The following is an 18,025-nucleotide window of genomic DNA, read 5'->3' as shown; positions in this document are numbered from 1 at the left end:
ACTGTTGTGAGGGGCGCGACTGCCTCAATTAGCTCCTCACTCCAGCCCGATCTGCGTCAAATCCTGAAACCAGTGCTGCGCCTGCACGAACTTCTTCACTTTCGGCGACAGCGCGTGCGGGTTGGTGTCGTGCACGACCCAGACCAGCGTGGCGTCGTCGACGATCAGCGCATGGGCCTGCGCCAATAGCTCGTCCTGCTTTGCGACATCAAACGTCTGCTTGGCCTCGTCGATCAGCGCGTCGACCTTGGGGTTCTTGTAGCCGCCCCAGTTGACGCCGACCGGCGCGATCTGGCCGGAGTGGAAGAAGCGGACGATCGCGTAGAGCGGATCTGACGTGACATAGGCGATGTTGTTGGAGGTGATGCCGGCGTTCATCTCGTCGGCCGCGCCCTTGCGCCATGCCGTATAGAGCGTCTCGAGCTCGACCACCTTGAAGTCAACATCGATGCCGATTTCCTTAAAACTCTGCTGCAGGAATTCGTTCATCGGCAGCGACAGCATCTGCCCGGTGCCGCCCTGCGCGATGATGAAGGTCGCCTTCAGCGGCTTTTCCTTCGAATAGCCCGCTTCCTGCACCAGTTTCTTGGCGGCTGCGACATCGTATTTGATTTCAAAGGACGGCTTGCCGAACCACGGGCTCGACGGGTCGACCTGACCCTTGGCGGGCTTTGCCAGACCATTCATCAGCCCGACCACGGCCTCGCGGTCGATCGCGAGATTGAGCGCCTTGCGAAGCCTGACATCGGTCCAGGGCGAGCCGGGCAATACGCTCAAATGATAGTTCCAGACATGGGGCGTGACGTTGTCGACGATCTTCATGCCGGCGGATTTAAGCTGCGGCACCGCGTCCGGCGCCGGTGTCTCGATCAGATCGACCTGGCCTGCCAGCAGCGCATTGGTGCGCGTCAGCGCTTCCGGCATCGGGATCAGCACGATCTTGTCGGCCTTCGGAAGCCGCTTCTTGTCCCAATAGTCGGCGTTCCTGGTCAGTTCAGCCAGTTCGCGCGGGACAAGTTTGGTCAGCTTGAACGGTCCGGTGCCGGAAGGCTGGCTGGCGAACTTGTCCCAGTCCTTGCCGAGCTTTTCATATTGCGTGGGGCTGGAGACCAGGAACCACAGCATCTGGTAGGGGAAGAAGGAATCGACCGCCCTGGTCGTGATCTCGATGGTCGAATCGTCGATCTTGGCGTAGCTCGCCACAGAGGGTAGGCGGGTTTTCACCTGCGCGCTCTGGCGCTTGTCGAACTGCGGTGCCTTGTCATTGAGCACCTTGTCCAGATTCCAGATCACCGCGTCGGCATTGAATTCGCTGCCATCGTGGAATTTGACGCCCTTGCGCAAGGCAAAGCGCCATTTCTTCTTGTCGCCCTCGTCGACTTTCCACTCGGTGGCCAGGCCCGGCACCAGCTTGCCCGGCCGGTCCGACACGTCCATCTCCCAGGCGACCAGCGGATCGTAGATCGTATAGGCCGAGAACTGATAGGCGCCGGCGCCGCGATCCGGCTGGCCGGTGGTCAGCGGGATATCCGCCATCGAAATGCCGTAGCGCACAACGGTTTCCGCCCGCGCCGAAATCGTAGGCAGGCCTAAAGACAATCCGAGGATTGCCGCGGCAGCAAGAAGCATCGAATTTCGGGTGCGCATGAATTAAGCTCCATCGGGCGGGGTCTGGAGCCAGAAAATGCAAGGTTGGTGCCAGATTGAGCATAGAACCTGCGCGTGCATGCGCATTCACAGGGAGTTGTGCGGCTAATGGCCCCTCAACAAGCGCCTGCCTCAACGCCTGCCTTGGCACAGGCGTTGCATACCTTTGCATAAGAATTAGTCACCCAAGTCGAGAAGGAATTGCTGCATATGCGTAACGACAAATCGAAAAAGACGGCCACCGCGTGGCTGCTGGCAACGGCGCTGGTCGTGGGACTGCCGCAGATCGCCGGCGCCGAAACGGTGCTGCGGATCGGCATGACGGCTGCCGATATTCCGCGCACGCTCGGCCAGCCCGATCAGGGTTTTGAGGGCAACCGCTTCACCGGCCTGACCATGTATGACGGGCTGACGGCATGGGACCTCTCGTCGGCCACCAAGCCGAGCGTGATGATCCCGGGGCTCGCGACCGAATGGAAGGTCGACGAGGCCGACAAGAAGAAATGGACCTTCAAGCTGCGTCCCGGCGTCACCTTCCATGACGGCTCGCCGTTCAACGCCGATGCCGTGGTCTGGAATGTTGAAAAGGTGCTGAAGCAGGACGCGCCGCAATTCGACGCCAGCCAGGTCGGCGTCACCGCCTCGCGCATGCCGACCTTGGCCTCTGCCCGCAAGATCGACGAGATGACGGTCGAGCTGACCACGAAGGAGCCGGACAGCTTTTTGCCGATCAACCTGACCAACCTGTTCATGGCCAGCCCTTCGAAGTGGCAGGCGTTTTATGACAAGGCCGAAGGCGCCGACGCCAAGGCGAAGTCGCAGGCCGCCTGGGCGGCATTTGCGAAGGAAGCCTCGGGCACCGGCCCCTGGAAGATGTCGAAGTTCACGCCGCGCGAGCGGCTCGAACTGGTCAAGAACGAAGGCTATTGGGACAAGGGTCGCGTGCCCAAGGTCGACAAAATGGTGCTGCTGCCGATGCCGGAGGCCAATGCCCGCACCGCGGCATTGCTGTCCGGTCAGGTCGACTGGGTCGAGGCGCCGGCGCCCGACGCGGTCAAGGAAATCAAGCAGCGCGGCTTCCAGCTCCAGGCCAATGAATCGCCGCATGTCTGGCCGTGGCAGTTCTCGCGCATCGAAGGCTCGCCCTGGAACGACATCCGCGTCCGCAAGGCGGCTAATCTGTGCGTCGATCGCGAAGGCCTCAAGGAGGGCCTGCTTGCCGGCCTGATGGTGCCGGCCACCGGAACGTTCGAGGCCGGTCATCCCTGGCGCGGCAAGCCGACGTTTGAGATCAAGTACGACAAGGCCGCTGCCCAAAAGCTGATGCAGGAAGCAGGCTTTGGCCCGAGCAAGAAGCTGACGGTGAAGACCCAGACCTCCGCCTCGGGATCGGGCCAGATGCAGCCCTTGCCGATGAACGAATACCTGCAGCAGGCGCTGGCCGAATGCTATTTCGACGTCCAGCTCGACGTCATCGAGTGGAACACGCTGTTCACCAACTGGCGCCGCGGCGCCAAGGATCCCACCGCCAACGGCGCCAACGCCACCAACGTCACCTATGCGGCAATGGACCCGTTCTTCGCGCTGGTGCGCTTCCTGCAATCGTCGATGGCGCCGCCAACGTCGAATAATTGGGGTTACATCAACAATCCCAAGTTCGACGAGCTGGTGACGAAAGCGCGCCAGACCTTCGATCCCGCAGCGCGTGACGCGGCACTCGCCGAACTGCACGCGGCCTCGGTGGATGACGCGGCGTTCCTCTACGTCGCCCACGACGTCTCCCCGCGCGCGATGAGCCCGAAGGTCAAAGGCTTCGTGCAGCCGAAGAGCTGGTTCGTCGACTTCTCGCCGGTGTCGATGGCGCCGTAAGGTCAGGAGCGTGATGCTTGCTCACCCTCTCCCCTTGTGGGAGAGGGTGGCTTCGATGCGCAGCATCGAAGACGGGTGAGGGGTTCTCTCCGCGGATACGCGTCCCTCGTCTGAATGTCTGCGTCCGCGGATAGAACCCCTCATCCGGCGCGGACTACGTCCACGCCACCTTCTCCCACAAGGGGAGAAGGGAAGAAGAAAAAGTGACTCGTGTTTGCTTATATCGCCCGCCGTATCGTCTATGTGATCCCGATCGTGGCCAGCGTGGCGCTGGTGTGCTTCCTGCTGGTGCACATCACGCCCGGCGATCCGCTAGTAGCCGTGCTGCCGGCAGACGCATCGCAGGAACTCGCCGCGCAACTGCGCACCGCCTACGGCTTTGATCGTCCGCTGCCGGTGCAGTTCGGGCTTTGGCTGTGGCGCGCGCTCCATGGCGATCTCGGCAATTCGATCGCTACCGGGCGTCCGGTGCTGTCGGAAGTGCTGCGCGCGGTCGGCAACACCGTGACGCTCGCGATTGCTGCAGCCCTGATCGGCTTCACGCTGGGGCTCTTGTTCGGCCTGATCGCCGGCTATTTCCGCGACACCTGGATCGACAAGGTCGCGACTTCGATTGCGATCGCCGGCGTCTCGGTGCCGCATTACTGGCTCGGCATGGTGATGGTCATCATCTTCTCGGTGCAGCTCAACTGGCTGCCCGCAGTCGGCGCCGGTCCCGGCGGCTCCGGCGCCTGGGGGTGGGATTGGGAGCACATGAAGTATCTGGTCCTGCCCGCGATCACGACCTCGGTGATCCCCATGGGCATCGTCACCCGCACCGTGCGCGCGCTCACCGGTGACATCCTCTCGCAGGATTTCGTCGAGGCGCTGCGCGCCAAGGGCCTGCGCGAACTGGATGTGTTCAAACATGTCATCAAGAACGCCGCGCCAACCGCGCTCGCGGTGATGGGGCTGCAACTGGGCTACATGCTCGGCGGCTCGATCCTGATCGAGACCGTGTTCTCATGGCCCGGCTCGGGACTACTGCTCAATTCCGCGATCTTCCAGCGCGACCTGCCGCTGCTGCAGGGCACGATTTTGGTGCTGGCGCTGTTCTTCGTGGCCCTCAATCTCTTGGTCGATATCGCGCAGGCCGCGATCGATCCGCGCATCAAGCGGGGCTGATTCATGACCGTGATGTCGGATACCGCCCTGCAAGCCGCACCCGCCACCAAGGCGCGCGGCTATTGGGCGACCGTTGGCCGCCGCATCTCACGCGACAAGGTCAGCATGGTCTGCGCGTTTGTGCTGGTGCTGATCTTTCTTTCCGCGCTGTGCGCGCCTTGGCTGGGCCTTGCCGATCCCTACCAGGGCTCGATGATCCGCCGGCTTCGCCACATCGGCACGCCGAACTATCCGCTCGGCACCGACGAACTCGGCCGCGACATGCTGGCGCGGCTGATCTATGGCGGCCGGCTGTCGCTGATAATAGGCATTCTGCCCGTGATCCTTGCCTTCATGATCGGCACCTCGCTCGGGCTCGTCGCCGGCTATGTCGGCGGCAGGCTCAACACCGCGATCATGCGCACCATCGACGTGTTCTACGCGTTCCCGTCGGTCTTGCTGGCGATTGCGATCTCCGGCGCGTTGGGCGCGGGCATCGTCAACTCCATCGTGTCGCTGACCATCGTGTTCGTGCCGCAGATCACCCGCGTGGCGGAAAGCGTCACGACTGGCGTGCGCAACATGGATTTCGTCGAGGCCGCGCGCGCCTCCGGCGCCGGGCCCTTCACCATCATGCGGGTGCACATGCTGGGCAATGTGCTCGGTCCGATCTTCGTCTACGCGACGGGGCTCATTTCGGTCTCGATGATCCTCGCCGCCGGTCTCTCGTTCCTCGGCCTGGGTACAAAGCCGCCGGAGCCGGAATGGGGCTTGATGCTGAACACGCTGCGCACCGCGATCTATGTCAATCCATGGGTGGCGGCGCTGCCAGGCGTCATGATCTTCGCGGTGTCGATCTGCTTCAATCTGCTCAGCGACGGCATGCGCAGCGCCATGGACATCAGGAACTGACGCGATGAGTGAGACGAGCCCGTCAGTCGCACTACTGGAACCGGTCGCAGACGTCGGCGGCGCCGCGCAGCCGCTGCTGCAGGTCACCGGCCTCACCAAGCATTTCCCGGTGCGCGGCGATCTGTTCAGCCCTCGTAAAACCGTGCGCGCGGTCGATGATGTGTCCTTCTCCATCGCCAAGGGCGAAACCGTCGGGATCGTCGGCGAATCCGGCTGCGGCAAGTCGACCACTGCGCGGCTTTTGATGCATCTGATGAAGCGTGATGCCGGCGACATCGTCTATGACGGCATGCAGGTCGGCCGCGCGCTGTCGCTGCGCGAATTGCGCCGCGGCATGCAGATGGTGTTTCAGGACAGCTATGCCTCGCTCAATCCGCGCCTGACGATCGAGGAATCGATCGCGTTCGGTCCGAAAGTTCACGGCATGGCTGATGGCGCCGCGCGCACGCTGGCGCGCGAACTGCTCGGTAAGGTCGGCCTCCGCCCCGAAACTTTTGCCAACCGCTACCCGCACGAGATTTCCGGTGGCCAGCGCCAGCGCGTCAACATCGCACGTGCGCTGGCGCTGTCGCCGCGGCTCGTGATCCTCGACGAGGCGGTCTCGGCGCTGGACAAATCGGTCGAGGCCCAGGTGCTCAACCTGCTCGCTGATCTCAAGCGCGAGTTCGGCCTCACCTACCTGTTCATCAGCCACGATCTCAACGTGGTGCGCTATATCAGTGATCGCGTGCTGGTGATGTATCTCGGCGAGGTGGTCGAACTCGGCCCGGTCGATAAGGTCTGGGATGCGCCGGCGCATCCCTATACGCGGGCGCTGCTGGCGGCGATGCCGTCGTCCGATCCGGATAACCGCACCGAGACGCCGCCGATCTCGGGCGATCCGCCCAATCCGATCGATCCGCCGCCCGGTTGCCGGTTTCACACCCGCTGTCCGTTTGCGGAGCCGCTCTGCGCAAATGCGACGCCAAAACTCAGCGATGTCGATACAATGGGCCATCAGGCGGCGTGCTACATGGCCATTGCCGGCTCCGGGCACAGCCGCGCGCCGGCCAAACAAAATGATGAGGGAGCAACCGCCGCATGACAAGACCCGATCCCAAGCAGGTCAAGGTAATGACCGAAATCGCCGGCGTGCCGCAGGATTCTGAAGTCTCCGCGCGCATCGCCAATTCCATCGGCCCGGCGTTCGATGGTTTTGCGCCCGTCGCCGGCACGCTGCCGATGGATCTCGAGCCTGCGAGCTTTCTCGTGGTGCAGCGCGCGATGGTGTCGAAATGAGCGGCGAACCGGCCCTGATGTCGCTGGTATCGGTTGCGAAAGCGATCGCGGCTAAGAAATTGTCCTCGCGCGAGGTCACGCAATCCTGCCTCGACCGGATCGCGCAATGGCAGCCGCGCGTCAACGCATTCATGGCGATCGAAGCGGATGGGGCGCTCGCCGCTGCAGATGCCGCCGATGCCGCGCTCGCCAAGGGCAAGAATCTCGGCCCGCTGCACGGTGTGCCGATGGCGCACAAGGACATGTATTACGACGCCGGCAAGGTCGTGACCTGCGGCTCCAGGATACGCCGCGATTACGTCGCGACGACAACATCGACCGCGTTGCAACGCCTGAAGGACGCCGGTTCCGTCAGGCTCGGCTCGCTGCAGATGGTGGAATTCGCCTACGGCCCGACCGGCCACAACGTGCATTACGGCGCGGTGCGCAACCCCTGGAACGTCGATCACATCACCGGCGGCTCGTCGTCCGGCTCGGGTTCGGCGGTCGCGGCGCGGCTGACCTTTGCGGCGCTGGGCTCTGATACCGGCGGCTCGATCCGGATGCCCGCGCATTTCTGCGGCGTCACCGGATTCAAGACGACCGTCGGCCTGATCAGCCGTGCCGGCGCGATGCCCTTGTCGCAGTCGCTCGACACCGTCGGACCGCTCGCGCAAACGGTCGAAGACTGTGCGCTGCTGGTGGGGCTGATGGCGGGCGCTGACCCTGAGGATCCGACTACCTCATCGCACCCGGTGCCGAACTACATGGCCGCGACCACAGGCTCTCTGAAAGGCCTCAAGATCGGCGTGCCCACCGCCTTCTATGTCGATGATCTCGACCCCGAAGTGGCGCGGGTCCTCGACGAGACCATCGCCACCCTCGGGCGCGAAGGCGCCGAGATCGTCAAGGTCGAGCTGCCCGATCAGCGTCAGCTCACCGCCGCCTGCCAGATCGTGCTCGCCACCGAAGCCGCTGCCTTCCACAAGCGCTGGATGATTGAGCGGCCGCAGGACTACGGCGCGCAGGTGTTGATGCGGCTGCAGAACGGGCTTGCGATTCCCGCCGTGACCTATCTCGAAGCGATGCGCTGGCGCGGTCCCGCGCTTGCGGCGTATCTCGCAGCAGTGGCCGGCACCGATGCTGTGATCGCACCGGTCGCGCCGATGCCGGCGGCAACCATTGCCGAGAGCGATGTCGGCAACAGCCTCGATGCGGAGGCCGTGATCCAGCGCATCACAAAATTCACCCGCCCGATCAATTATCTCGGCCTGCCGTCGCTCTCGATTCCCACCGGCTTCACCGCAAAGGGCTTGCCGGTCGGCATGCAGCTGATCGGCCGCCCCTTCGATGAGGCAGGGCTAGTGCGGATCGGATCAGCATTCCAGCGCGCCACCGACTATCACCTCCAGGTACCGAAAGCTGTATGAGCAACCTCGTCGAAATTCGCGACCTCAACATCCGCTTCACCGGCGAGCGCACGGTTCATGCCGTCAACGACATCTCGCTCTCGCTTGGCGAGGGCGAGGTGCTCGGCCTGCTCGGTGAATCCGGCTCCGGCAAGAGCGTGACCTTGCGCGCGCTGATGCGGCTGCTGCCGAAGAAGCGGACGCAGATTTCGGGCACCGTGAACGTGCTGGGCCGCGACGTGCTGGCGATGAACGACGAACAACTTTCGGCGTTCCGCGGCCAGACCGTCTCCATGATCTTCCAGGAGCCCGCGCTGGCGCTCGATCCCGTCTACACGATCGGCCACCAGATCGCGGAAAGCGTGATACGCCATGAAGGCAAGAGCCAGAAGGAAGGGATGGCCCGTGCGCTGGAAATGCTGGAGGTGGTGCGAATTCCCTCCGCCAGGCGCCGTCTCGATGCCTATCCGCACGAAATGAGCGGCGGCATGCGGCAACGCGCAATGATCGCACTGGCGCTGGCCTGCAAGCCGAAGATTCTTCTGGCCGACGAGCCGACCACGGCGCTCGACGCCACCGTGCAGATCCAGATCCTGCTGCTGTTGCGCGAATTGCAGCGCGAGTTCGGCATGTCCGTGATTTTCGTGACCCATGATATCGGCGTCGCCATCGAAATCTGCGACCGTGTGGCCGTCATGTATGCCGGCCAGATCGTGGAGCAGGGCAGGTTGCGCGACATCGTCCGCACGCCGGTTCACCCTTATGCCAAGGGGCTGCTGGCCTCGACCGTGCACGGCGCCAAACGCGGCGCGCGGCTGGAGACCATTCCGGGCACACCGCCTTCGCTAGACAAGGCACCCTCAAGCTGCTCATTCGCGCCGCGCTGCAGTTACGCGCAGCCGCGCTGCAGCGAAGGATTGCCGCCCAATGTGCAGGTATCGCCGGATCGAACTGCGCGATGCGTGCTGGCGGAGGCGGCGGAAATTTCTGCTGCTAGCTGATATGATGAGGCTCGGCTCCGCGGGGCGTTCCCCGGATGCTGCGCAGCGTGCCGCACTTTGCGGCGTGGTACGCTGCTGGTCCGGGGTCCAGATGTCGCGGCGGTAGGTCCCGGCTCTGCGGTGCACCCGTTTCGCGCGTCCGGGACACGAGTGAATGATTCAGCCACCCAGTCCCGGATCGGCCCAGCGCTCGATCTGCGCCGGCCCCACGACCTGCTTCGGCTGATGGGGATTGAGCGTGCCCGCGCTGGCGGACCAGCCCTTGGCGAGAATTTGCATCGCAAAAAGCTTGGCGTCGATTTCAGATTTAAAGGTGCGGGTCGAGCGCGTCATGCTCTCCGCCGTCTCGTCCGTCTTGTCCGGACCAAAGGTCACATACCAAATGTCGCCATTCTTCATGCCGACATAACGCGGGTGACGCAAAAAAGTTTCACTTTGCAGGCGTTGTTGGAGGGCGTGCGGATTGCGGCTCGTCACATCGGACAATGATGGATAGGCTGTCGTCCGGCCTGCGCGTCGTGAACCTGGGGGACTTCAAATGCAGATTTCCAACGAAGGCATTCTCGTCATTCTCTTCGTCGGCCTGGTTGCCGGCTGGCTCGCCGGCAAGATCGTGCGCGGCACCGGCTTTGGCATCATCGGCGACATCCTCGTCGGCATCGCCGGCGCGCTGCTCGCAAGCCTGCTGTTTCCCAAGCTCGGCATCCGCCTCGGCACCGGGCTGGTGTCCGAGATCGTCTACTCCACCATCGGGGCCATCATCTTGCTGTTGATTGTGCGGCTGCTCCGCACCGGCGGGAGGTTATAGGTACAGCCCGATGGCTTGAAGTCATCTGCAGGGACTTGCGCAGGTCGCATGGCACCTTCGGAAAGCCCGGTCGGAGCGCTTAAGACGGCGGGCGGGTTCGGCGCCGGAAGTGGCGTGCGATCCCGGCCTCCATGTCGAAGTCGGCCGGGTCTCGATGTCCGTGATTCCAGTCCCGTTTCCGGGCAGCCTGAAGCCCCCAACCCGCCAAGTGGCTGGTGCCGGCGTCAAATTTGCAGCCCAAACAGGCGGTTTCCGTCTTCACCCCCTCTTCACGGGCATGAACCGGATTGGGGTTAACGTGACTTAAAATAGACGGTGCCCGAAAACATCGGTAAAACCAGCCCGTCACCTGATCCTTTTGAAGAGACACGCATTTATGGCAGTCGCTCCGGTCCGGCGGTCCGAACTCGGTGAAGCGCTGCGCGCCTGTCGCAACGCTTTTATCGGCGTCGGCGTCATGAGTTGCATGATCAATCTGCTGTACCTCACCGGCTCGATTTTCATGCTGGAGGTCTACGACCGCGTGCTGCCGAGCCGCAGCGTGCCGACCCTGGTTGGCCTCGTGATTCTCGCCGGCGGCCTCTACATCGCGCAAGGCGGCCTCGATCTGATTCGCGGTCGCATTCTCGGCCGCATTGGAACTGCACTCGACGAAGCCCTCAACACGCGCGTGTTCGAAACCGTGGTGCGGCTGCCGCTCTTGGTAGGCAGTCGCAACGAGGGCCTGCAGCCGCTGCGCGATCTCGACAATGTCAGGTCGTTTCTCGGCAGCATGGGGCCGGGCGCATTCTTCGATCTGCCGTGGCTGCCGTTCTACCTCTTGATCTGCTTTGCGTTTCACTGGCTGCTCGGCGTCACCGCTCTGGCCGGCGCCATCATTCTGGTGGCGCTGACGCTGATCACCGAGTTCCTGTCGCGGACGCCGGCGAAGGAGGCGATGACGCTGGCGGCGCGGCGCAATGACCTCGCCGCCACCAGCCGGCGCAACGCCGAAGTGCTGGTCGCGATGGGCATGTCCGGACGCCTGATGAAGCGCTGGAGCGAGGCCAACGAAACCTATCTGGCGGGCAATCAGCGCGCCAGCGACATCGCCGGCGGCCTGGGCGCGGTCGCAAAAGTCTTGCGCATGATGCTGCAATCGGCGGTGCTCGCGGTCGGCGCCTACCTCGTGATCCACCAGGAAGCCACCGCCGGCATCATCATCGCGGGCTCGATCCTCAGCGCCCGCGCGCTGGCGCCGGTCGACCTCGCCATCGCCCACTGGAAAGGTTTCGTCGCCGCGCGCCAGAGCTGGCATCGCCTCTCCAAGCTTCTGGAACAGGTCCCGGCTTCGAACCAGCAAACCCTGCTGCAGGCCCCGACCAAGCGGCTGTCGGTCGAGGCCGTCAGCATCGTGCCGCCGGGCGATCAGCGCGTCATCGTGCAGGACGTCAATTTTGCCGTCGAGGCCGGCAGCGGCGTCGGCGTCATCGGCCCGAGCGGATCGGGCAAATCGTCGCTGGTGCGGGCGCTGGTCGGCGTCTGGATGCCGGCCCGCGGCAAGGTGCGGCTCGACGGCGCGGCGCTCGACCAATGGTCGTCGGACGTGCTCGGCCGCCACATCGGCTATCTGCCGCAGGATGTCGAACTGTTCGCCGGCACCGTGGCGCAGAACATCTGCCGCTTCGATTCCGAAGCGAAGTCGGACGCGATCATCGCTGCCGCCAAGGAAGCCGGCGTGCATGAGATGATCATCAAGATGCGCGAGGGCTACGACACCCAGATCGGCGAGCAGGGCGCAGCATTGTCAGCCGGGCAGGCCCAGCGCGTGGCGCTGGCGCGGGCGCTCTACGGCAATCCGTTCCTGATCGTGCTCGACGAGCCGAACTCCAATCTCGACAGCGAGGGCGATGAGGCGCTGACGCGTGCCGTGCGCGGCGCGCGCGAGCGCGGCGCCATCGTGGTCGTGGTGGCGCACCGGCCGATCGGCATCGAGGCGGTCGATCAATTGCTGGTGCTGAAGGACGGCCGCATGCAGGCGTTCGGTCCGAAGGAAACCGTGCTCGGCCAGGTGCTGCAGCGGGTGCCATCGCCGCCGCCGATCAAGATCGTTTCCGACGCAGGAGCTGCGAAAAAATCATGACCGCCGAGCTGAACGCCGCGCACCGCTCGATACGCGGGCACCTGATCGTCGGCCTCTCGCTGATGCTGGTGCTGGCCGGCGGGTTTGGCGGTTGGGCCTCGACGGTGCAGATTTCGGGCGCGCTGATCGCGCCGGGCTCGGTGGTGGTCGATTCCAACGTCAAGAAGGTGCAGCACCCGACCGGCGGCGTGGTCGGCGAAGTTCGCGTGCGCGACGGCGATATCGTCAAGGCCGGCGATGTCGTGGTGCGGCTCGACGAGACCGTGGTCAAGGCGAGTCTGGCCATCGTCGTCAAGACGCTGAACGGATTGTGGGCGCGCGCGGCGCGGCTGGAGGCCGAGCAGCGCGGCCTCGACAAGATCAAATTTCCCCCACAGCTCACCGACCGCGCCGACGACCCTGACGTCCGTGACATCATGGCGAGTGAAACCAAGCTGTTCGAGGTGCGCGTATTCGGACGCGCCGGGCAGAAATCGCAGTTGCGCGAGCGGGTGGCGCAGCTCAATGAGGAAATCGCAGGGCTGACGGCGCAGGAGCAGGCCAAGGACAAGGAAACCGCGCTGGTGGAGAAGGAGCTGGTCGGCGTGCGCCAGCTCTATGAGCAGCGCCTGATCCAGATCTCACGCCTGACGGTGCTGGAGCGCGATCACGCCCGGCTGTCGGGCGAGCGCGCGCAATACATCGCCGCGCGTGCGCAGGCGAGGGGCAAGATCACCGAAACCGAGTTGCAGATCATCCAGGTTGACAAGGACGTGGTAAGCGAGGTCTCCAAGGATCTGCGCGAAACCAACGACAAGATCGGCGAGTTCGTCGAGCGCAAGGTCACCGCCGAGGATCAGCTCCGCCGCATCGACATCCGCGCGCCGCAGGACGGCGTCGTGCTGCAGTCGACGGTGCACACCGTGGGCGGCGTGATCACCGCCGGCGACGCCATCATGATGGTGGTGCCGCGGGCCGACGATCTCTCGGTCGAGGCCAAGGTCAATCCGCAGGACATCGACAAGCTGCAGATCGGCCAGAAGACGCTGCTGCGGCTATCCGCCTTCAACCAGCGCACCACGCCGGAACTCAATGGTGTGGTGACGCGCGTCTCCGCCGACGTCACCACCGACCAGCGCACCGGCCAGAGCTACTACACCATCCGCGTCTCGCTGCCGCCGGCCGAAGTCGCCCGCCTCGGCGACAACGTCAAGATCATCCCGGGCATGCCGGTGGAAGCCTTCGTCCAGACCGGCGACCGCACCATGTTCTCCTATCTGATGAAGCCGTTCAGCGACCAGCTGATGCGCTCGTTTAGGGAGAGGTGAGGGTGGTGCGCAAATCTCTCCGCTCGTCGTCCCTGCGAACGCAGGGACCCATAACCACCGGCTTTGGTTGTCGAACGAAAGCCGTCGAACAGCGTCTCTGAACACATGCGACACGGCGTATGGGTCCCTGCGTTCGCAGGGACGACAGTGCGCCCTGTGCCTCTATCTCCGATCGTACTCATCCGGGCCCATCGCCCACGCCCACTGCTCATGACCCGGCGCATACGTCCGGTTGGTCTCGGCCGGGTTGCGGTTGACCAGCGGGCGCATGAACATCGGGTGCGTGACGCTGCGCACCTCGTGCTCGACGGTGAACAGGTGCCTGCCGCCGTCGAGATCGATGATGTCGCGAAAGCGGTATTGATACTGGTTGTCTTCCTGCGAGATCAGGCCGCGCTCCCGCAGGCGATGGTAGGGACCTGAGAAGTCCGTGATGTAGATCTGCACGTGATGCCCGTCGAACTCCGGCTGCGCGCGGTCGGTCTCGCGGAACTGCAGATATTGATCCTTGCCGGCCTTGACCCGCGCCACGGCGTTATCGCCGTTCAAGAACTCGGCCTGCATCCCCATGATCGCGGGATAGAAGGCGCAGATCGCTTTCGCGGTGCCGACTGGTACGTCGAACTCGACATAGGGAATGCCGAGCGTGATGCGTCCGAAGCGGGCGGCGTCCGGCTCATAGCAGCGCACGCGGTTGCCCCAGGGGCAGATCGCCTCGACATGGTCGTTATGCTCGGTGAACGCGAACGACGTTCCTTCCAGCTTTTTCGCGACCGACGCCAGCCGCGCCAGCAGCGCTGCGCGGCCTGATATGACGATGCCGGTATGGCCGCGCAACACCTGCGGCGGGCCATCAGGCAGATGAAACTGGCTCCTGCCGACATTGACCCACATGTTGCTGTCCGACACCATCAGATAGGGATCGCGGGTCAGTCCGAGGCCGGCGATATAGAACAGCGTCGCCAGCCGCTGATCGGGGATGGTGACGTTGACATGCTCGAAATGGATCGAGTTGCCGAGATCTTCTGCGGCGCGGTCGAATTGTTGTGGCATGGATAGTCCTCGGGTCAATACCTGTAAAATCTCGGTCGTCGTCCCTGCGAAAGCAGGGACCCATACGCCGTGTCGTTTGTCGTAAGAGACGCTGTTCGACGCCTTTCATCCAACAACAAAGTGCGGTGGTTATGGGTCCCTGCGTTCGCAGGGACGACAGCTCACTTCAACAGATTCTCCAGCAGCAGATTTAGCGCCGTCTTCGCAAACGCCTGCATGTTGGCCTGCCGGTCGGCGCTGCCGGTTTCCAGCGTGAACACCGATTGTGACGGCCCCGCCACCGCCATGCAGCTATGGCCGGCGGCGTCGCCGTAACGGTTGCCGGTCGGTCCCGTCGCGCCCGTCTCCGACAAGCCCCAGTCGGTCGCAAAGCGCTGGCGGACCTGGCTTGCCAGCAGTTTCGCGTAGGGCTCGGACGCCGAGCGGATGCCCTTCATCGCCTCGTCAGGAATATCCATCAGCAGCCGCCGCGCATCGCGCGTGTAGACCACGGCGCCGCCGAGGAAATAGGCGGATGCGCCCGGCACCGAAAGTAATGCCGCCGAAACCAGGCCGCCGGTTGAGGATTCCGCAACCGCAATCGTCTGTTTGCGCGCGATCAGTTGAGCGGCAATCTTTTCGGCGATTGTCACGAGCTCTTTCATTTCAACTCCCTAAAAATTCCCGCCAGTCATGTCCTCCTAGCACAGGAGGTCCACATTTGCCGAGTTGCGGCGCAGCGGCCGCCCTGATTGAATACCTCAAACAACCGCGGTCCACGCGGGCCGAAGAGGAAACATCATGACGTCGCCGCTTCCCGGCGGCGTGGATTGCGATCTGCATCCCGCCGTTCCTCATCTGACCAGCCTGCTGCCCTACATGAACGACTACTGGCGCGACCAGGTGACGACGCGCGGCATGACTGACCTGGTCTCGCAGTCCTATCCGACCAATTCGCCGATCTCGTCGCGGCCGGACTGGCGACCGGGGCAGGGCAAGCCGGGTTCAGACCTCGCCGACATGCAGAAGCAGGCGCTCGACCGGTTCGGCACAGCTTACGGCATCTGCAATCCCTTGTACGGCGTGCAGATGGTGTTCTCCGAAGACATGCAGGACGCGTTCTGCCGCGCGCTGAACGACTGGCTGGCCAAAGAATGGCTCGACAAGGACGCGCGGCTGCGCGGCTCGATCGTGATCCCTGTGCAAAGCGTCGAAAAATCCGTTGCCGAGATCGAGCGCTGCGCCGCCGACAAGCGCTTCGTCCAGGTGCTGGTGCTTGTCATGGGCGACATGCCCTTGGGCAAGCGCGCCTACTGGCCGATCTATGCGGCGGCCGAACGGCTGGGCCTCACCATCGGCATCCACGCCGGCAGCGCCTATCATAACCCGCCGACCTCGGTCGGCTGGGGCTCCTATCACATCGAGGATTACGTAGCCCAAGCCACCGCGTTCCAGACCCAACTCACCAGCCTGATCGTGGAGGGCGTGTTCGCCCGCCACCCTGGTCTGAAGATGGTGATGCTGGAAAGCGGCTTCACCTGGCTGCCGGCCTATCTGTGGCGGCTGCACAAGTTCTGGCGCGGCATACGGATGGAAACGCCGTGGGTCGATCGCGCGCCGCTGGAGATTGTGCGCAGCAATATCCGCTTCTCGCTGCAGCCGGTCGATGCGCCGCCCGATCCCGCAACCCTGAACCGCCTGTTTGACCATATGCAGTCGGACGAATTGCTCCTATTCTCGACCGACTATCCGCATTGGCAATTCGACGGCGACGCGGTGCTGCCCGAGGGGATTTCCCCCGATCTTGTTCGCAAGATCATGATCGACAACCCGCTCAAGACCTACCGCCGATTGGAATTCGCAAAGGAGACGACGCCATGAACGTCCAGTTCCGCGACCGTCCGGGGCCATCAGCGTCTGTCAGCGTCAAGACCGCCATCGCCGATTGCGACATCCATCCGGCCCGTGCGACGGCGGACGAACTCTATCCTTTCCTGGAAAGACGCTGGCACGAACATCTCGAGACCTATGGCAAGCAGGCCTATCACGGCATGATGGAAGGCCCGCCCTATCCGAAGGCGCAGCCGAACGCCTCGCGCCGCGACGCCTGGCCGCCGGAAGGCGGGCCGCAGGGCTCCTCGCTGTCCTTCATGCAGAAGCAGCTTCTCGATCCCTACAACGTTGCGCTCGGCGTGCTCAATCCGCTCGCCAGCGGGCAGGGGTTGCGCAACCAGGATCTGGCCGGCGCGATCTGCTCCGCGATCAACGACTGGCAGATCGAGAAATGGACAGCCAGGGATTCTCGCCTGAAGGGCTCGATCGTCGTTGCCAATGAAGACGGCGTTTCCGCCGCCGCCGAAATCCGCAAGCGCGCCGGTGACAAGAACTTCGTTCAGGTGCTGCTGCTCTCGCGCAACGTCGAGCCGCTCGGCCAGCGCCGCTACTGGCCGGTCTACGAGGCGGCGCAGGAGATCGGCCTGCCGGTCGGCATCCACGCTTTTGGCTTCGGCGGCAATCCGCTCACCCCATCCGGCTGGCCGAGCTTCTACATCGAGGAGATGGTCGGCCATGCGCAGTGCCAGCAGACCGTGCTGGCGAGCCTGGTGCTCGAAGGCGTGTTCGAGCGATACCCTAAGCTGAAGATGGTGATGATCGAAGCCGGCTTCGGCTGGGCGCCGTCGCTTGGCTGGCGGCTGGACAAGAGCTTCGAGCGGCTGCACAGCGAGGTGCCGTATCTCAAGCGTAAGCCATCGGAATATATCCGCGACCACATCTGGTGGACCACGCAGCCGATGGAAGACCCGGAGCGCCGCGACCATCTGTTCCAGGTGATCGAATGGATCGGCTGGGACAAGCTGTTGTTCGCGACAGACTATCCGCATTGGGATTTCGACGAGCCGTCGCGCGTGTTGCCGGCCGGCGTCAGCGACGCCAACCGCGAAGCGTTCTATCTCGGCAATGCGAAGAAGCTGTATGGTTTGAGCTGATGGTTCGTCATGTGATTGCCCCGGTGGACGAGTTGCCGCCGGGTACGCGAAAATTCCTGACCATCGACGAGCGGCCGATCGCGATCTTCAATATCAAGGGCGAGTTCTTCGGCCTGTTGAACCGCTGCCCGCATCAGGGCGCGGCCTTGTGCGAGGGCCCGCTGATCGGGCTCGCGCAATCCTCCGATCCCGGCGAGATCGAATACACAAAGCTCGGCGAGATCATCCGCTGCCCCTGGCACGGCTGGGAATTCGACATCCGCACCGGCCAATCCTATTGCGACCCGAAGCGTTTTCGCGCCCGCGCCTATCCGGTCAATGTCGAACCGGGATCGGCGGTGGTGAAGGGGCCGTATGTGGCGGAGACCCTCGCTGTGTCGGTCGAAAGCGATTACGTCGTGGTCGATTTGTAGTGGCCGATCAATCCGGCGCGTCGAAGACGCAAACCTGGACGTGTAATTGCAGTCAGGAAATCCCAAGATTCCTGCGCGGGCCATGGTTGCAATGCACAAATCGGATGTCGGCACATTG

17 protein-coding genes are annotated in these 18,025 nt (G+C 63.7%); 13 read left to right on the top strand and 4 right to left on the bottom strand.

From position 1 onward, the window contains the following. Positions 1-36: 36 nt before the first annotated feature. Positions 37-1,647, bottom strand: a complete 1,611-nt coding sequence (locus C7G61_RS01155) for an ABC transporter substrate-binding protein (RefSeq protein ID WP_108512240.1) — start codon at positions 1,645-1,647, stop codon at positions 37-39. A 210-nt stretch (positions 1,648-1,857) separates the two neighbouring features. On the opposite strand from C7G61_RS01155, the gene C7G61_RS01150 reads away from it, so the two are divergent. From C7G61_RS01150 to C7G61_RS01120, 7 genes are all read left to right on the top strand, one after another. Further along, a complete protein-coding gene (locus C7G61_RS01150) occupies positions 1,858-3,516 on the top strand; it encodes an ABC transporter substrate-binding protein (protein ID WP_108512239.1) in 1,659 nt (552 codons plus the stop codon). Between the two features lie 210 nt (positions 3,517-3,726). Further along, complete coding sequence (locus C7G61_RS01145; RefSeq protein WP_108512238.1) at positions 3,727-4,680, top strand: ABC transporter permease; 954 nt, start codon at positions 3,727-3,729, stop codon at positions 4,678-4,680. 12 nt (positions 4,681-4,692) lie between these two features. After that, entirely contained in the window at positions 4,693-5,571 is an 879-nt protein-coding gene (locus C7G61_RS01140; protein WP_374226588.1) for an ABC transporter permease, read from the top strand. Positions 5,572-5,575: 4 nt separating this feature from the next. Then, entirely contained in the window at positions 5,576-6,655 is a 1,080-nt protein-coding gene (locus tag C7G61_RS01135) for an ABC transporter ATP-binding protein (RefSeq protein ID WP_108512236.1), read from the top strand. Continuing rightward, positions 6,652-6,849 (top strand): hypothetical protein, encoded by a 198-nt coding sequence (locus tag C7G61_RS01130; RefSeq protein WP_108512235.1) that lies wholly within the window; start codon positions 6,652-6,654, stop codon positions 6,847-6,849. The genes C7G61_RS01135 and C7G61_RS01130 overlap by 4 nt, the downstream gene beginning before the upstream one ends. Further along, the gene (locus C7G61_RS01125; protein ID WP_108512234.1) at positions 6,846-8,258 is read left to right on the top strand and encodes an amidase; all 1,413 of its coding nucleotides are present in this window, start codon (positions 6,846-6,848) and stop codon (positions 8,256-8,258) included. Before C7G61_RS01130 ends, C7G61_RS01125 begins: the two co-directional genes overlap by 4 nt. Continuing rightward, the gene (locus C7G61_RS01120) at positions 8,255-9,238 is read left to right on the top strand and encodes an ABC transporter ATP-binding protein (protein WP_108512233.1); all 984 of its coding nucleotides are present in this window, start codon (positions 8,255-8,257) and stop codon (positions 9,236-9,238) included. Before C7G61_RS01125 ends, C7G61_RS01120 begins: the two co-directional genes overlap by 4 nt. Positions 9,239-9,397: 159 nt before the next feature. On the opposite strand, the gene C7G61_RS01115 is transcribed toward C7G61_RS01120, so the two are convergent. Beyond that, positions 9,398-9,724: a hypothetical protein gene (locus C7G61_RS01115; RefSeq protein WP_145963538.1), complete on the bottom strand. Its 327-nt coding sequence runs from the start codon at positions 9,722-9,724 to the stop codon at positions 9,398-9,400. A gap of 52 nt (positions 9,725-9,776) precedes the next feature. Here C7G61_RS01115 and C7G61_RS01110 point away from each other — a divergent pair, with 52 nt between their 5' ends. The 3 genes from C7G61_RS01110 to C7G61_RS01100 all read left to right on the top strand — a co-directional run bounded on the left by C7G61_RS01110 (position 9,777) and on the right by C7G61_RS01100 (position 13,475). Further along, entirely contained in the window at positions 9,777-10,046 is a 270-nt protein-coding gene (locus C7G61_RS01110) for a GlsB/YeaQ/YmgE family stress response membrane protein (protein ID WP_108512231.1), read from the top strand. Positions 10,047-10,422: 376 nt separating this feature from the next. Next, positions 10,423-12,168, top strand: coding sequence for a type I secretion system permease/ATPase (locus tag C7G61_RS01105; protein ID WP_108512230.1), 1,746 nt, complete (start codon positions 10,423-10,425; stop codon positions 12,166-12,168). After that, positions 12,165-13,475 (top strand): HlyD family type I secretion periplasmic adaptor subunit, encoded by a 1,311-nt coding sequence (locus C7G61_RS01100; RefSeq protein ID WP_108512229.1) that lies wholly within the window; start codon positions 12,165-12,167, stop codon positions 13,473-13,475. The genes C7G61_RS01105 and C7G61_RS01100 overlap by 4 nt, the downstream gene beginning before the upstream one ends. A gap of 162 nt (positions 13,476-13,637) precedes the next feature. Here C7G61_RS01100 and C7G61_RS01095 read toward each other — a convergent pair whose 3' ends face one another. Continuing rightward, positions 13,638-14,528, bottom strand: a complete 891-nt coding sequence (locus C7G61_RS01095) for a hypothetical protein (RefSeq protein ID WP_108512228.1) — start codon at positions 14,526-14,528, stop codon at positions 13,638-13,640. Between the two features lie 161 nt (positions 14,529-14,689). Then, a complete protein-coding gene (locus C7G61_RS01090; protein WP_108512227.1) occupies positions 14,690-15,172 on the bottom strand; it encodes a CinA family protein in 483 nt (160 codons plus the stop codon). A 136-nt stretch (positions 15,173-15,308) separates the two neighbouring features. Here C7G61_RS01090 and C7G61_RS01085 point away from each other — a divergent pair, with 136 nt between their 5' ends. From C7G61_RS01085 to C7G61_RS01075, 3 genes are read left to right on the top strand one after another with little or no spacing between them, the layout of a single operon-like run. Further along, positions 15,309-16,388, top strand: coding sequence for an amidohydrolase family protein (locus C7G61_RS01085; protein WP_108512226.1), 1,080 nt, complete (start codon positions 15,309-15,311; stop codon positions 16,386-16,388). Then, a complete protein-coding gene (locus tag C7G61_RS01080) occupies positions 16,385-17,494 on the top strand; it encodes an amidohydrolase family protein (protein WP_108512225.1) in 1,110 nt (369 codons plus the stop codon). The genes C7G61_RS01085 and C7G61_RS01080 overlap by 4 nt, the downstream gene beginning before the upstream one ends. Beyond that, positions 17,494-17,907, top strand: a complete 414-nt coding sequence (locus C7G61_RS01075) for a Rieske (2Fe-2S) protein (protein WP_108512224.1) — start codon at positions 17,494-17,496, stop codon at positions 17,905-17,907. Before C7G61_RS01080 ends, C7G61_RS01075 begins: the two co-directional genes overlap by 1 nt. The last annotated feature ends 118 nt before the right edge of the window (positions 17,908-18,025 follow it).

Source organism: Bradyrhizobium algeriense (genome assembly GCF_003062295.1).
In the GTDB taxonomy this organism is placed as follows: domain Bacteria; phylum Pseudomonadota; class Alphaproteobacteria; order Rhizobiales; family Xanthobacteraceae; genus Bradyrhizobium; species Bradyrhizobium algeriense.
This window is presented reverse-complemented; position numbering and strand designations above follow the sequence as displayed.

What these genes read in the sequence shown, in the direction of transcription:
- C7G61_RS01085 (WP_108512226.1), top strand. Translation starts at nt 15,309, where the DNA reads ATGACGTCGCCGCTTCCCGGCGGCGTGGATTGCGATCTGCATCCCGCC.
- C7G61_RS01120 (WP_108512233.1), top strand. Translation starts at nt 8,255, where the DNA reads ATGAGCAACCTCGTCGAAATTCGCGACCTCAACATCCGCTTCACCGGC.
- C7G61_RS01100 (WP_108512229.1), top strand. Translation starts at nt 12,165, where the DNA reads ATGACCGCCGAGCTGAACGCCGCGCACCGCTCGATACGCGGGCACCTG.
- C7G61_RS01105 (WP_108512230.1), top strand. Translation starts at nt 10,423, where the DNA reads ATGGCAGTCGCTCCGGTCCGGCGGTCCGAACTCGGTGAAGCGCTGCGC.
- C7G61_RS01110 (WP_108512231.1), top strand. Translation starts at nt 9,777, where the DNA reads ATGCAGATTTCCAACGAAGGCATTCTCGTCATTCTCTTCGTCGGCCTG.
- C7G61_RS01095 (WP_108512228.1), bottom strand. Translation starts at nt 14,528, where the DNA reads ATGCCACAACAATTCGACCGCGCCGCAGAAGATCTCGGCAACTCGATC.
- C7G61_RS01130 (WP_108512235.1), top strand. Translation starts at nt 6,652, where the DNA reads ATGACAAGACCCGATCCCAAGCAGGTCAAGGTAATGACCGAAATCGCC.
- C7G61_RS01155 (WP_108512240.1), bottom strand. Translation starts at nt 1,647, where the DNA reads ATGCGCACCCGAAATTCGATGCTTCTTGCTGCCGCGGCAATCCTCGGA.
- C7G61_RS01135 (WP_108512236.1), top strand. Translation starts at nt 5,576, where the DNA reads ATGAGTGAGACGAGCCCGTCAGTCGCACTACTGGAACCGGTCGCAGAC.
- C7G61_RS01140 (WP_374226588.1), top strand. Translation starts at nt 4,693, where the DNA reads ATGTCGGATACCGCCCTGCAAGCCGCACCCGCCACCAAGGCGCGCGGC.
- C7G61_RS01150 (WP_108512239.1), top strand. Translation starts at nt 1,858, where the DNA reads ATGCGTAACGACAAATCGAAAAAGACGGCCACCGCGTGGCTGCTGGCA.
- C7G61_RS01125 (WP_108512234.1), top strand. Translation starts at nt 6,846, where the DNA reads ATGAGCGGCGAACCGGCCCTGATGTCGCTGGTATCGGTTGCGAAAGCG.
- C7G61_RS01090 (WP_108512227.1), bottom strand. Translation starts at nt 15,172, where the DNA reads ATGAAAGAGCTCGTGACAATCGCCGAAAAGATTGCCGCTCAACTGATC.
- C7G61_RS01080 (WP_108512225.1), top strand. Translation starts at nt 16,385, where the DNA reads ATGAACGTCCAGTTCCGCGACCGTCCGGGGCCATCAGCGTCTGTCAGC.
- C7G61_RS01075 (WP_108512224.1), top strand. Translation starts at nt 17,494, where the DNA reads ATGGTTCGTCATGTGATTGCCCCGGTGGACGAGTTGCCGCCGGGTACG.